Source organism: Microcoleus sp. MON2_D5 (assembly GCF_036701905.1).
Taxonomy (GTDB): domain Bacteria; phylum Cyanobacteriota; class Cyanobacteriia; order Cyanobacteriales; family Microcoleaceae; genus Microcoleus.
The window spans coordinates 1-14320 of the sequence record NZ_JAUBRM010000121.1; the positions used below are offsets into that span (position 1 = coordinate 1).

Here is a 14320-nt window from a genome sequence, read left to right on the forward strand (position 1 = left end):
AAGAAGGAAGAAGGAAGAAGGAAGAAGGAAGAAGGAAGAAGGAAGAAGGAAGAAGGAAGAAGGAAGAAGGAAGAAGTCCCCTGCCCCCCTTGGGGGGAAGGAAGAAGGAAAAAGGCAAATGGAATAATACCAAGGGTTTCAGCGATTAAGAACGTCCTAACAGTCTAGAAGGTAACTGTATTGCTAATTCTGGCGCTCGGTTCCTTATGCGGAGCTTTGTCCTATGCACATCCAGCATTTTCCTCACCTGATTAGTGCTTTTATACTGGGAGCACCGGGTGTATTTCTACTAACATCATCTCCAAGTTTTGCTGCACCAATTGATAGATTAGTTGCTCCTGAACCGTTAAATACATTGGCAGAAAACCCCTTCGCGCAGGTGAATTCTGTCTCTCAACTCTCGGATGTAAAACCAACTGACTGGGCGTTTCAGGCGCTGCAATCTCTAGTAGAACGCTACGGCTGCATTGCCGGTTATCCTGACGGCACCTACAGAGGAAACCGCGCGCTGACGCGGTACGAATTTGCAGCAGGATTGAATAGCTGTCTCGATCGAGTCAGCGAACTCATTGCCGCAGGAACAACCAACCTGATTACTCGGGAAGATTTAGCGATCGTACAACAACTGCAAGCAGAATTTGCAACAGAATTATCGGTGTTGCGGGGTCGAGTCGATGCTCTCGATGCACGCACAGCAGAACTAGAAGCGAATCAGTTCTCGACTACTACGAAGCTGAATGCGGAAATTATCGTGGTGGTAACAGATACCTCGGGTAACAGTGTTGGGGATTCGCGCGATCGCACCAACACTATTGTTGCCAACCGGGGGCGATTAAATTTTGAAACCAGCTTCACCGGTCGCGATATGCTCAGAACCCGTTTGGAATTCGGCAACTTGGGCAGGATTGCCGACTATACGGGTACAAATATGACGGCCTTGAACTTTGATGGCAATGTCGATAACACAATCACCGTCCCTCACGTATTGTATGTGAGCCCGCTGACCTCTAATCTGGCGCTGACCGTGGGCTCCACAGGTGTTGGGTATCCCGATATTACGGATTTGCTGACTCCTCCAACGATAGCCAGCGATAGTCAGGGAATTCCCTCGAAGTTCGGACAATACAATCCCCTCTACCGCCGGGGAGGTGGGGGTGGTGCTGTCAACTGGACGATCGTCAAAAACCTCACCCTGACTGTAGGCTATGTAGCCGGAAATGCCAATCTTTCGCAGTCAAGTAACGGTTTATTCAACGGTTCGTACAACGCTCTGGTTCAGCTTGCCTACCGGGGCGATCGCGGAGCAATTGGCGTAGCCTATTCTCGAACCTTTGCACCAAGCGGTAAAGCCGACCTCACAGGCGGTACGGGCAGTTTTCTGGCTGCGCGACCGTTTGGGGACAATATTGCTACATCCAGCGATTCTGTAGGCGTACAAGGATTCTACCGCCTTGCTCCCCGGTTGCAAGTTCACGGCTGGGGCGTTTATACTCGCGCCAATGCAGAAAATTCCGGTGTTAGCAGCGTTTCTGATGGTAGAGGTGGCGTGGTTTTGCTAAATGTTGACGGCGACGATCGCGCCGATATTGTGTATGCAGCGATCGGGATAAGTTTCCCAGATGTGGGAGGTGAAGGCAACCTACCCGGGATTTTGGTGGGTTTGCCAGGTCGCGTGACGAGCAGTAATGTGCGCCGCGAGCGAGATACTTCCTATCACATTGAAGCCTTCTATCGCTTTCAGGTCAACGACAACATTTCCATCACTCCTGGTGTTTGGGCCGTTGTTAATCCTGAGAATGACAGCCGCAACGACACTCAATGGGTTTGGTTGCTTCGCACTGGCTTTAACTTTTAACCGGAAAGATATTTTAGTAACCTAGTCCTGGACGCAAAAACCCAGTTTCTTGACGTAATTGCCTCATTTGAGACGATAATCGCGAGAAACTGGGTTTTTTAGACTGATAGTGCGTCCAGGGCTTCAATTTCATGCCACACAACAAAAAACCCCTGCCATCGCTGGCTGGGGTAGAAAATTATCAGGGTGCATCTACTAATATTTGCAAGTATAGCAGAGATTTGTGGGGTGTCACCCTCCAGGGGTGACACCCAACTAAAATTTTAAGTCAGAATAAATTATGATTCAATATGCCAATGATTAACAAAGCTTCTATATCATCTCGTTCTGTCCCAGCCGCTCTAAAATTTAAGATTTAGAATAAATCTGTGCTAGACCTCAAATTAATCCGAGAAAACCCGCAAGCCGTGCAAGAAAGCCTCAACCTGCGCGGAGGTAACTATGAAATCGAGCCGATTTTGCAATTAGACAAACAGCAGCGGGAGTTGGAAGGCAAGCGATCGCAACTGCAAGCCCGCAGCAACGAAATTGCCAAACTCATCGGTCAAAAAAGAAAATCGGGTTTAACCCTCGAATCTCCCGAAGTTCAGGAACTGCAGGCAGAAGGCAACGCAGTCGGCACCGAGTCGAACCAACTGCAAGCACAGGAAAAAGACCTAAAAGCTCAAATAGAAGCTTTATTGCTACCGCTGCCAAACTTACCGAGTCCGTCAACGCCGATCGGCAAAACTGAAGAAGAAAACGTCGAAATCCGGCGCTGGGGAGACGAATACATACCCCAAAATTCTGGTATTTTACCGCACTGGGAAATCGGCGAAAAATTAGGAATTATCAACTTTGAACGGGCAGTAAAAATCGCTCAGCCCCGCTTTGTCAGCTTAATGGGAGCCGGGGCAGCCCTGGAAAGAGCGATTATTCAATTCATGCTCGATCGCCACACAAAAGCAGGTTATGTAGAAGTAATTCCACCATTTTTAGTTAACACTGAATCCCTCACTGCTACGGGTCAATTACCCAAATTTGCTGAAGAAAGTTTCAAGTGCGACCAAGATGATCTGTGGTTAATTCCTACTTCCGAAGTTCCGGTTGTCAATTTGTACAGAGGTGAAATTTTGACAGCAGAACAGTTGCCAATTTATCACTGTTCTTATACTCCTTGTTTTCGCCGCGAAGCTGGCAGTTACGGCAAAGATACGAGGGGATTAATTCGACTGCACCAATTTAATAAAGTAGAATTGGTGAAACTCGTGCATCCGAGTACCTCCGAGGCAGAGCACGAAAAGTTAGTGCAGGATGCTGAGGGAGTTTTACAGGCCCTGAAATTGCCTTATCGGGCGATCGCACTGTGTACCGGCGACTTGGGTTTCGCGGCAGCAAAAACCTATGATTTAGAGGTGTGGCTGCCATCTGCGGGCAAATACCGCGAGATTTCCAGTTGTTCCAACGTCGCAGATTTTCAGGCGCGACGGGCGAATATTCGCTTTAAAGAAGCGGGGAAAAAAGGCACTCAATTCGTTCACGCGCTGAACGGTTCCGGTTTAGCTATAGGCCGCACAATGGCAGCAATTTTAGAGAATTATCAGCAGCCGGATGGAACTGTAAAAGTGCCGGAAGTGCTGCAATCTTATTTGGGTCGCGAGACTTTGTAAGCTGTTTGTCGTCACTCGGCGATTGAAACCGCCGAGTTATCTTACAGTTTAACTAATGCTTCCTTGATATCGAGCCCCAAAAATCTATCCAGCGCTAAATACATCCAATAAACAGATAGCTGATTATCACTGCTAGTCTTCTGAAATCCCAAAGCTAGGGACTGTTTTTCGTACATGGGGTGAATCATCAGCGTGTACAAGTCGCAAAGATTCGGAAAATCTGTTTGCATTTCGCCTAAAGTTTTCTGTGTGTCTTCAAGAAAAGCAATTCGGTATTCTGACAAATACTGCGGATCGATCATCCAACTGCGGACAAATACTGACTGGCAATTTATATCTCCTGGTAGCGCCATCTTGAAAGGATCGATATCGGAAATAGAACTTAAATGAAGCCCTTTACTAGGAGCATTAAAAAAATTTACTTCAGATTCGCTAGCTGTGGGATAAAGTAAGTAAAACCCGACTGGATTGAGATTATCTGAGCGGCGCAAAACTCGCATTCCTTTTGAGTATCGGCTAGCCAAAAGCCGGAGGATTTTAGCAATTTTGTGGGGAACGGCGTTAGTGTTTCGGTTCATCCAGTTGTAATTGGTGGCTAATAAATTGGCAACGGGAATCGCGTCGCAGCGGGGGTCAAAATTATCTAATTCGAGTTTGACAGGCTTTTGAGGTTCGGCAACATTTAAAATTTCTGAAACAGGTTGAATTTGAATTGCCGTAGCGTTACCATCAAAGTGTTTTGCGATCAATCCCAGGGCTGCTAATTTATCTAACATCATTCCGGCGGCGCGATCGCTCCCGCGATCGGAATCGCAGTAAAATAGTTCGGCTGCTTCCCGGTGAGTGCACTGCACTTCTGTTGCTGGCACTTCCAGTTTCGCCAGCGGTGGTTTGAGACGGGGCTGGCTTTCCTGAAGCTGTTTCACTGATAAGTAAACCCAAAGCCTGATAAAGCATTCAGCCCTAGTGCGAGTTACGCCTACTCGTTTCATCAACAGCGAAACAGCCGTGCGGCGTTGAGAAGGAGAATACCAAGTATCTAGTTTTGCAATATCCATTTTAGTCGAGAAGCAGCGAAGGAACTCTAGTTACATATTGGCTCAATTACAATAAACTTCACCCCGCTTCCGGTTACTTGTTGCCACTGTTGCTCAACTTGCCTGATTTCCGCTGACTCTACAAGATAGCTGCTTACTCCTTGCAAGTTCACTGCTTCACAAAGCACCATCAATTTTAGATATTTTCTGGCTTGATTTAACAAACCAACGAACCCGAGTAAATTAGCAACTTTAGAGGTTTACGCCATGTACAGTGCTTATATCAATCGGATGGGAAAATTTTTGCCTGGAGAACCGATTAATAATGATGAGATGGAAGAATATCTCGGCAAAATTGCCTCGCGCCCTTCGAGAGTCAGGCAGCGAATTCTCAACAGCAACGGCATTCAACAGCCCTACTACGCGATCGACAAACAGCAGCAAACACTATATTCTAACAGCCAAATGGCAGCGTTTGCCGTCCGTGACGCGATTGCCCAGGCAAATCTGGAACCAGGGGCGATCGACTTACTGGCCTGCGCCACTACTTTACCAGACTTATTAGTACCGGGATTTGCCCGCACAGTACACGGGGAACTTTCCGAATTATCTCCCCTAGAAATAGTGTCAACTCAAGGATTTTGCTGTGCCGGAGTTAGTGCTTTAAATTACGCCACCTCTCAAATCGAACTCGGCAAAAAACAAACAGCAATTGCCGTCGCTTCCGAATTTCCCTCGCGCCTGTTCAAAAACACCAAATTTGAAGCAAAGACTTCAGTGCAAGCGGGAAAACCCCTGCCTTTCGATACAGAATTTCTGCGCTGGATGCTCTCCGACGGTGCCGGAGCATTGTTGCTCCAAAACCATCCTAACGCGACAGGAATCAGCTTAAAAATAGAATGGATTGAGCTAATTTCCCACGCCAACGCCTATCCTGTTTGTATGTATTCAGGATTAGCAAACGAAACATCAACTAAAAGCTCGTAGGATTATTCCTCCTACCTCGATGCAACCACAGCGGGCGCTTTTGACTGGCGGCAAAATATTCGCTTGCTGGACAATGTAATGAAATTAGGTGTTGAAGGTTGGCTGCCATTGATAAAAGCCGGGAGAGTTTGTCCGCAGGAAATCGACTGGCTGCTGTGCCACTATTCGTCTCACTTTTTCCGGGAACAAATTGTAGAACTTCTGGAAGAAGCAGGCTGCATGATTCCTGAATAAAAATGGTTTACCAACTTGTACAGTCGGGGAAATACAGGCGGCGCCTCGATTTATTTAATCTTAGAGGGATTATTCAATTCTGAAAAGTTGCAGCCTGGACAGACAATCTTTTGTTTCGTGCCGAAAAGCGGCAGCTTTACAACGGCATACAGGATGTTAACTGCTGTGGAAAATACCCATAAACCTATGATTTATCAAATTTCTAACTTTCTTGAGGTTCCCGAATCTTCGACTCTCGAAAGCGTTAAAGCGGAACAACCCAACTCTCCGCAAGCTTATTTGTTGCGGGAGTTAGTATGGATTTGGCTTACGTCAGCGATATTACCGCAAATTGCGACTGGAATCATGTAATTGTCAACCGCCATCCGCTAGCGCCAAACAGTCCGTTTAATGCGGCACCCGACTTGTTTTTGCACGGGATAATTGCGGAATATCTCTATCAGTATTTAGAACTGCAAAAAGAGATGAGCAATGTTTAAAAGTAGGGTGGTATTTATTTAGGCTGCAACCCCTAAGCACTTACGAATATAAGTAGCGCGTCAAATAACTTTTTGCGTAAGTCCTGAAGTTGGAGATAATGGTTAATTTTTCAAGTAAAATTAATAGCAGAACTCAAGCTGCTGCTAGCTGTGCTTGTTCTGCTGCTTTGGGCCAAGTCTGATTTACCACAATCCACTTGCCTGTAATTGGGTCGCGGTAAGTAATAAACGGATTAGATTTTAAAGGTTGACTGCAAGGTTTAGCGGCCATTTCTACACACTCCCAATAAATGGTATTGAATAACTACTACAACACCCTACCTTTAATAATCGGCTATTTTGCCTAAAATCCGCGTGATTTATACCTCAACAATAGGTGATATTTTAGGTATGTTTTGGTGACATAAAACACTGCCTAATGTGATTTAAAACTGCGTTGGCAGTGAGCAGTATCACCAAAAACCTTCCGTAAAAAAAATCTGCCTTCTGGTTTTTACCTTCTACCTTTAAGAGGGCCACTATTTTCAGTATACATCTGATATTATTAAGTAAGGTAAAGACGTTTATCAGAGATCCCCTCACAAACTTATGGTGCTATTTGGATTTGGCAAAAAGTCGAGCCTGCCCTCTCCCCAAGAGGCATTACCGGGACGGGCGGAGTCGATGTCGGTACCGGCAAGTCACTTTGTTAACGGCAATCCGCTCAAACCTCCCTTTCCAAACGGTATGGAGAGTGCCTTGTTTGGTCTGGGCTGTTTTTGGGGAGCAGAACGGAAATTTTGGCAGCAAAATGGAGTTTTTTCCACGGCTGTTGGCTACGCAGCCGGGATTACTCCGAATCCTACTTACGAGGAAGTTTGCCGCGGGATGACGGGACATAATGAAGTAGTTCTGGTTGTGTTCGATCCCAAAGTAATTAGTTACGAAACGCTGCTAAAAGTTTTTTGGGAAAGTCACAATCCTACTCAAGGAATGCGTCAGGGCAATGATTCTGGTACTCAGTACCGCTCGGGAATTTACACGTATTCAGCTACCCAAATGCAGCTAGCAGAAGCTTCGCGAGATGCTTACCAGCAGGCTTTGACGGCAGCCGGTTACGGCAAGATTACCACTGAGATTATTGATGCTCCTGAGTTTTATTACGCAGAAAGCTATCATCAGCAGTATCTTGCTAAAAACCCGAACGGTTATTGCGGTTTGGGCGGTACTAAGGTTTGTTTGCCTGCTATGTCTCAGGCTTAAAACTTGACCCAGCTTATGGATAGGGACACATAGATCGGGACACAACAATGTTTTGTCCCTACAACATAGTTCAGGACACAACATTGTTGTGTCCCTAAACAAGAGGGCTTCTAGCCCGCCAAAAAAAGCGAAATATGTTAGTAGTTTAAAAACAAGTAATAAATGCTGACTGCTGTTGTAATTATCAATCTACTAATATCTCTGGTTTGCTTTTATATCGCTGCGAAGGTGGGGAAAATCAGGCGGACGATCGCACGTTTGGAAATGCGGATCGCAGGAATGGAACGCCGCAGCAGCAATGTCCTCAGCACGTCGCCCGGTTTCCTTGCTAAAAGGCAGCAAGGTGCCCGCCAACTGCGACGGCGCTATCAACAACTGGAATTGCAACTGCAACAGGTTCAGCAACTTTTGGGATTGCTGGGTTTGGGACGGATGCTTTGGTCCAGGCGCGCTCGACCTTTGAGGTAAGCTATCCTAAAACTGTCGCCCCTGCTGACTCCGTAGGATTGTCAACAATATTTCTACCTTTGCAAAGGGCCGCGATCAGGCAAACTTGCCTAAAATTGGTGTATGGAGAGAAGTTATAAAAATGTCAACTAAACGTTCAGGATTATTTATTGGCGGTTTGCTTGTGGGTTCTGCGATCGGGGCCGTGACTGGGTTGCTGATAGCACCGCGACCGGGCAAGGAGACGCGACAGATATTGAAAAAATCGGCCGATGCTTTGCCCGAGTTGGCGGAGGATTTATCGACTAGCGTGCAGTTGCAGGCCGATCGACTTTCTGAAACCGCAATCCGAAATTGGGACGAAACTTTGATTAGACTCAAAGAGGCGATCGCGGCCGGTTTGGAAGCGACTCAGCGGGAACGCCAAACCCTGTCGGAAGCTGAAGCCGAAGTGAGTCCCCCGTCGCGCCCTCCCATCCGCTAAATGACATGAAATCCCAAACCCCCAATCCCAGATTCAAGTGAGCGATCCCATATTTTGGCTAGGACTTTCGATTTTGCTAGTGGCAGTTAGCCTGACTGCTGTTTTAGTGACTTTAATACCTGCGGTGCAAGCGCTGGCCAGGGCGGCCCGCAGCGTGGAAAAGCTCGCTGACACGCTTTCTCGCGAATTTCCGCCCACTTTGGAGGCGATTCGGTTGACGGGGCTGGAAATTAGCGAGTTGACGGATGATGTCAGCGAGGGAGTACAAAGTGCGGGCGAGGTTGTCAAACAGGTCGATCAAAGTATTGGTAGCGCCAAAAAGCAGGCGCAAAAGGTGCAGGTAACTACTCGCAGCGTGGTGAGTGGGATTAAGGCTGCTTGGAAAACTTTAACTCGGAAGCCGCCGATTTCTGGGACAAATCGCCGATCAACAGATAGATTGTCGCCGAGTCAAAGAAGTGCGCTTTCGCTAAGGGATTCGGGTTTGGAGGATAGGTATTCTGGGGTTTACGGTGGGGGTGGGAGTAATGGGGAATCGCCCCGGTTGAGGGGTAGCGAGGGTTCGGGTTTGCCGGGGGATGCGGAAGATTTTGAGGAAGTGCGATCGAACGATTCTTGATTGCACCCAATTCCTCATCATCCCTCCACAGCACAGCCATCCCACCAGCAAGGATTCTTATCAATAAAATCCATCAAAGCATCATACTTAGGCGAACCCTTTTGTTCCACATACTCCAAAGCCCCCCAACTTCCCCACTTGCTAAATCCACCCACGTCCACAAAGTGCATGAAAAGACTACCTCCAGCTTGTTTCCAACTATTCAGTAATTGGGTGTAGATATCATACATTTCTGGGCGCCTATTTAATTCCATAAAAAACTTAGTCAGTTTTTCGTTATTCTCCACTCCTTCAATACCTACAATATGTTGGCCGCCCTCGTAAACAAATAACTTGAGACCTTTTTTTTGAGCCACATCTAAGTAATACCTAAATTCATTATCAACATCGGGCAAACTATCTTTGAAGCCAGGAAGTAACCCGCCCTCTCTTAATTGCTTAAAAGCTTTGCCAAACCCGCCATCTGCGTCATTCAACCAAGATTCTACTGTGCTGACATTTTCTTTCCCGCCCAAGTTTCCGCTAAAATATCCAGCTATAGCATAGGCATCAATGCCGTGTTGATAACAAGGTTTATTGCCCTCAGCTACCCAATAGGAACACTCTAAAGCATAATTTCCTAACTCTCTCCAAGCTCTTTGAGTTCCTAACACGCAGACAACTCGACTCTTTTGATCCCCAAAAACCCCTTTCCAGATATCGCACATTTGAGCAGTACGCATTCCGTGCCATTGCATAAAAGCATCGCCTTTATCTCCCCACCTCGCTTTACCTTGTTTCAAAGCATAATGCGACTGTGGGAATGACCAATTCCAAACCTCATTAGAATACTCTACATTAACTTTCAGCTTGGGATCTAAACTATCTTTGACCATTTTAGCAAAGTTGGTCATATATTCATCCGTCGCCTGATGCGGCATATTAAACCAGGGTTCTTCTTGGACTTTATTAGCTAAATTCACCATAATTTCTATGGGAACATTTCCTCTATAAGCATAGGATACACTCTCTGGTTTAGGTCGGTTTGACCATTCTTTTTGTTCCGAACCATTTGTCCCCATCCAGTCCATAAAACGCAAGACTCTAAATTTTTTAATCTTGTCTATAAACAGCGGATTAAATATTTCACCACTTTGATAAAGCTGTTCATATTGGGAGTGAACAACTTTAATATTGCGGATATAGTTCCCTGTTTTCTTGGGATCGGTAGCAGTAATTGTAATCATTATGCCTCCGCCTTGTGTGGCATCTACATTAATGATATCCCTCCCGGGTTTCGACGCAGCCTCATCTTTTTTGGAATCAAATTTATATTCGATCGCACCTTCACCCTCATAAGTAACAATATATTGCCCTGAAGGATAGCGATTGGGGATTTCCCTAAGTAATAGCGTACTTACCCTAGTATATTTAGGAGCATCTTCGGGCGAGGGGAGAGACTTCACCCACCCATTTTCATCAAGATTTAAAAGATTATACTCCTCTGTATCCCATTCACCTTTACAGTTTGGTTCTCCGCTGACGCATTGAGTTATCCATCTTCTAGAAGATTTGAAAGCATCTAAAAAGGGTAATTGTGTTGAGTAGTCAGCAATACCACTCAGCCCAACTCCTAAAGAAGATCGAGAATTTGATGTATTTTGTACATCTGCACGCACAGCTACTTTGTTATTTACTTGCCGTGCTGCTGTGGGAGCAATATTAGTGGTTAAAGCCCAACATCCGGGAATGAAAATGACAAAAATTAATAAACCCAGCACAAAGCCCAGAGCTTTATTTTTTGATAGGATACTTAATCGAGACATAAATTTGACTAATTTGAGTGTTTTAGGTAAAATCGAAGCGGGTGAGGCAGTTTTAATTTTGATATTTTATCAAAAACTTCCTTCTCAAACTATCAGCTATAAGATTATTAACATTTTTGCCTCTCTGTGGAGGGGCGAGATCCCTTTCTGTCCCCAAGTGCGATCGCCCCTCTAACCGTCTTTATCCAAGTCTTCTGTTTTCGGCGCTTCTGAAGTTGAGGGGAATTATAGTCGAATGTTAATATCAATTGATACTGTACTTTCTTTAAAACCTATATTAACTATTTTTACTAATGCTTCTGTAGGTACAGAATTATTTATTTTAAATTCAGGAGAAGACTGAGTTTTATATCCGGCTTCCTGTAGCCGATCGCAAATATTGCGCCAATTTCCTACAGGTTCGTTAGGTACATCTGCGAGTTTTTTAACATATTGGTATAAAGTTTTACATAAATAAACCTCTGCACTTTTGGAACTCTGAAACAGTTGGCGGGCGATTTCGGCGGGACTGCAACCGGAAAGCAATCCTCGCAGGTAAAGTTTTTCTGTTTCTGTTAGTCCCCTTCGCGATCGGGGTGAGATTTGCCGTTTAGCTTCTGCAAAAGCTTGGTACAGCCTTTCTAAGTCCCAGTGTTTCGCGGCTTCGGCAAATAAATCTTCTTTTGATGCCATTGTCGGGTGTGGTGAGATGTGGCTAACGATAGCATAACCGAAGTTGATAGCGTTTGTTAGTTGTTTGCTAACTATAGGTAGTCTAGGATTAAATTACCGACTCATTGTCTAAGTGCAAATACTTAGAAAAGCGGGAAAGTGCGATCGCCATATTTCAAATTTTGCCTGTTTAATTAACTTTCGTTAGTCAAACAGTTAGTTTTTGTTCCTTACACTGAGGTATTTCAATGGCTAAAGGTGATGAAATAGCGAAAGCGGCAGGTTCCGCTGCTGCGGGTGGTGCTGTGGGTGCTGGTGTGGTAGCTGCTACAGGTTTGACGGCAGTTGGTGCCGTTGGCGGAGGTGCTGGTATTGGTGCTGCTGCTGGGCCCGTTGGTGTAGCCGTAGGTGCATTAGCAGGTTTGGCCTTTTACGGGATTAGCAAGGCTCTTTCTGACGACTAAACAGTGACTCGCGCCAGGGAATTCAGTCCCTAGCTAATAACTAAAGTCGGTTGTTGATATTGAGCGCTTGTTCCACGAGTCCGACGGGGGTTTAAACCCCTGACAAATAGATTGGTAAGCGCACAATCTCTATCAATTTTAACCGCGAATTTCTAGGTCTAACTTAGCCCGTCCCTCAAGTAAAAAGTGTCAACTTATGTCTTCTCAAGAATTTCAGGCAGCATACACCAGCATTTACAGTACAGGCACTTTCCTCTTACAATATCTCAAAGAATTCCGTGACGGACTCCGCATTCAGGGAGATGAAAGTCAAGGGCTACAAAGCATTGAAGATGAAATTAACAAAGCTTTAAAGGCTTTGCAAGATCAGAAGTATCAAGTAGCCGTAATAGCAGCAATGAAAGCTGGCAAAAGCACCTTCTTGAATTCTATCATCGGTGCTGATGTACTGGCGAGTGAAACGGCCGCCTGTACCATCTGCCGTACAGATGTCCGACACATTAAACCGGGCGAAACTCCTAAACTTTTAGAGTATCGAGAAGGAGAAAGAAAACCAGTCATTCTTGTTGAGGGTGATGCAGGCAAAATTCAACAAGAATTCCTGCGGCGTACCCGTGAAATCCGAGAGAAAGGCAATCCTGATAACACTACACGCTTTGAGATAGAGCATGCGATTGAAGCAATTAGCCAATTATCTTCTCTCACAGGCTTTACCTTAGTTGATACTCCCGGCCCTAATGAGTGGGAGTCTGCAAACTTCAACATTAATGCACTGAAGCAGACAGCACTAGAAGCACTGCGAACCTGCAATGCCATTCTGTTTATTTTAAACTACGCTTCCTACAAAGATAATGCAGTTGCCGATTTGTTTAAGGATGTTGTTGAAAATCGTAAGGATTTTATAGCTGAGAACACGGGAAAAATTTACTTTATTTTGAATAAAGTTGACCAAAAAACAGAGAGAGACAAAGAAATTGTTGATGTCATTAAAGATTTAGAGCGAGAGTTAGTTGGTTTTGGCTTTAGCAATCCAGTTATTTACCCTGCTAGTTCTCGACAAGGACTTCTAGCGAAACTGATTCAGCAAGGAAAAGCAACTGAAAAGGAAATAAAAGATTTTGAGGATTTCTTTAGTGCCAAATATGCTGAGAGAGATGAAAAAGGTAGGAGAGTAATTCCTTTACCTGAAGAGATTGCACCAAGAGCTTTGCAAGATAGCGGTATCCTGAACATTCAAGAAACAGTCATTCAAAGGATTACGCAAAATTCTGGCTGGAATTTATTGAGTGAGGTGGTGGCAGAAATTGATAAAGCTGCTAAGGCTATTGAGGATACTCTGAATACAGAAATTAAAGGTTGGGAAATGGAGATTGAATCCCTCAAGGAAAAAGTAGAAGAGTACAGGAAACGCTCAAAAAATGCGATGTACAAAGTTGAGTCAGTCAAAAAAAAGGTCGAGACAGAAAAACAAATACTAATCCAAGGATTTAGTCAAGGCATTGATAAATTTGCCGATGGAGCTAAAGCCAAGATCAAAAGTGAGATTGATAAGATTGCCGACTCTCGTTCCGCCAACTCTCCAAAGCCAAAAAAAACTCCAAAAATTCTTCAACTACCACAGCCAACATCTGATAATATGGGCGTCGGACAAATAATAGGAGGAATGGGAGAATTAGTATTAGGACTTTTCCCTAATTTTGGTAAGGGCTTAGGCCAAGCATTCAATTTAACTGTATCTTTGTTGGATAAGCTGAGTGAATCTGTGCCTGAAACTTTCAATAATTCGGTTTATGAACACGCTGTTAAAAGTGAAAAATTAGACCCGTACATTATCCGGTGTAAAACTAAGGCGGAAGCCGAAAAAATTGTTAAAACAATTAATAAATTTTGCGCGCCACATATTCATAATTGGTGGATAGATACTCAGGATGAATTAGTTCGAGAGGGGACGAAGATTCGCGAAGAGTTGGCAAGAAGAATTCAGGAAGATATTCAAGAAATATCAGATGAATTATCTAATTATCTTGGTGATTCTTTAGAAGTGAAACTGAACATCAACTCGATTCAGTTTCCTAGCTTTGATTTTCCCGGAATTGATGCGCGGATTAAAGATGTACAATTAGCAGTGGTTGTAGGAAATAGAAGGGAAGAAACAGGTAGAAAAAGTCGTTGCTGTAACTCGGATGAAGTCTATTATGCTGATGTTGATGTTACGGAAAATTGGGATTTTTTTGATGTTGATTTACGACAGACATTAGAGTCAGTAAATGGGAAAATAGATGAGCAGATATCAATACGGTTCAGTTAAGGGCTAGGCAGTGCTTAAAACAATAAATACAGGAGGATTCATTATTATTCCAGTACCTC

Annotated in this window: 15 protein-coding genes; 11 read left to right on the forward strand and 4 right to left on the reverse strand. The window is 44.7% G+C overall.

Translation table 11 applies throughout. The features are described from left to right. The first annotated feature begins 223 nt into the window (after nt 1-223). Entirely contained in the window at nt 224-1855 is a 1632-nt protein-coding gene (locus QUA47_RS27695; RefSeq protein ID WP_333433132.1) for an iron uptake porin, read from the forward strand. A 368-nt stretch (nt 1856-2223) separates the two neighbouring features. Then, nucleotides 2224-3504: a serine--tRNA ligase gene (gene serS, locus QUA47_RS27700; protein ID WP_333433133.1), complete on the forward strand. Its 1281-nt coding sequence runs from the start codon at nt 2224-2226 to the stop codon at nt 3502-3504. 41 nt (nt 3505-3545) lie between these two features. Here the strand turns inward: serS and QUA47_RS27705 are convergent, their stop codons facing one another. Next, nucleotides 3546-4562: a hypothetical protein gene (locus tag QUA47_RS27705; RefSeq protein ID WP_333433134.1), complete on the reverse strand. Its 1017-nt coding sequence runs from the start codon at nt 4560-4562 to the stop codon at nt 3546-3548. Nucleotides 4563-4808: 246 nt separating this feature from the next. Between QUA47_RS27705 and QUA47_RS27710 the strand changes: the two genes are divergently transcribed. The 3 genes from QUA47_RS27710 to QUA47_RS27720 all read left to right on the forward strand — a co-directional run bounded on the left by QUA47_RS27710 (nt 4809) and on the right by QUA47_RS27720 (nt 6241). After that, a complete protein-coding gene (locus QUA47_RS27710) occupies nt 4809-5528 on the forward strand; it encodes a hypothetical protein (RefSeq protein ID WP_333433135.1) in 720 nt (239 codons plus the stop codon). Between the two features lie 78 nt (nt 5529-5606). Beyond that, complete coding sequence (locus tag QUA47_RS27715) at nt 5607-5762, forward strand: hypothetical protein (protein ID WP_333433136.1); 156 nt, start codon at nt 5607-5609, stop codon at nt 5760-5762. Between the two features lie 296 nt (nt 5763-6058). Then, on the forward strand, nt 6059-6241 hold the full coding sequence (locus tag QUA47_RS27720; protein ID WP_333433137.1) for a DUF6999 family protein: 183 nt from the start codon (nt 6059-6061) through the stop codon (nt 6239-6241). A gap of 133 nt (nt 6242-6374) precedes the next feature. Here the strand turns inward: QUA47_RS27720 and QUA47_RS27725 are convergent, their stop codons facing one another. Continuing rightward, the gene (locus QUA47_RS27725) at nt 6375-6512 is read right to left on the reverse strand and encodes a hypothetical protein (RefSeq protein WP_333433138.1); all 138 of its coding nucleotides are present in this window, start codon (nt 6510-6512) and stop codon (nt 6375-6377) included. Between the two features lie 317 nt (nt 6513-6829). Between QUA47_RS27725 and msrA the strand changes: the two genes are divergently transcribed. The 4 genes from msrA to QUA47_RS27745 all read left to right on the forward strand — a co-directional run bounded on the left by msrA (nt 6830) and on the right by QUA47_RS27745 (nt 9033). Next, nucleotides 6830-7483, forward strand: coding sequence for a peptide-methionine (S)-S-oxide reductase MsrA (msrA, locus tag QUA47_RS27730; RefSeq protein WP_333433139.1), 654 nt, complete (start codon nt 6830-6832; stop codon nt 7481-7483). Between the two features lie 162 nt (nt 7484-7645). After that, nucleotides 7646-7951: a hypothetical protein gene (locus QUA47_RS27735; protein WP_333433140.1), complete on the forward strand. Its 306-nt coding sequence runs from the start codon at nt 7646-7648 to the stop codon at nt 7949-7951. Between the two features lie 121 nt (nt 7952-8072). Further along, nucleotides 8073-8414 carry a YtxH domain-containing protein gene (locus tag QUA47_RS27740; protein ID WP_006632275.1) on the forward strand — a complete coding sequence of 114 codons (342 nt, stop codon included), beginning with the start codon at nt 8073-8075 and terminating at the stop codon, nt 8412-8414. A 37-nt stretch (nt 8415-8451) separates the two neighbouring features. Beyond that, nucleotides 8452-9033 carry a DUF948 domain-containing protein gene (locus tag QUA47_RS27745; protein WP_333433141.1) on the forward strand — a complete coding sequence of 194 codons (582 nt, stop codon included), beginning with the start codon at nt 8452-8454 and terminating at the stop codon, nt 9031-9033. Nucleotides 9034-9050: 17 nt separating this feature from the next. Here QUA47_RS27745 and QUA47_RS27750 read toward each other — a convergent pair whose 3' ends face one another. Both QUA47_RS27750 and QUA47_RS27755 read right to left on the reverse strand, forming a co-directional pair. Beyond that, the gene (locus QUA47_RS27750; protein WP_333433142.1) at nt 9051-10838 is read right to left on the reverse strand and encodes a cellulose-binding protein; all 1788 of its coding nucleotides are present in this window, start codon (nt 10836-10838) and stop codon (nt 9051-9053) included. A gap of 225 nt (nt 10839-11063) precedes the next feature. Beyond that, nucleotides 11064-11510 (reverse strand): DNA-binding response regulator, encoded by a 447-nt coding sequence (locus QUA47_RS27755; protein ID WP_333433143.1) that lies wholly within the window; start codon nt 11508-11510, stop codon nt 11064-11066. Nucleotides 11511-11737: 227 nt separating this feature from the next. On the opposite strand from QUA47_RS27755, the gene QUA47_RS27760 reads away from it, so the two are divergent. Further along, nucleotides 11738-11953, forward strand: a complete 216-nt coding sequence (locus QUA47_RS27760) for a hypothetical protein (RefSeq protein ID WP_333433144.1) — start codon at nt 11738-11740, stop codon at nt 11951-11953. Between the two features lie 196 nt (nt 11954-12149). After that, nucleotides 12150-14261: a dynamin family protein gene (locus tag QUA47_RS27765; protein WP_333433145.1), complete on the forward strand. Its 2112-nt coding sequence runs from the start codon at nt 12150-12152 to the stop codon at nt 14259-14261. Nucleotides 14262-14320 lie beyond the last annotated feature (59 nt).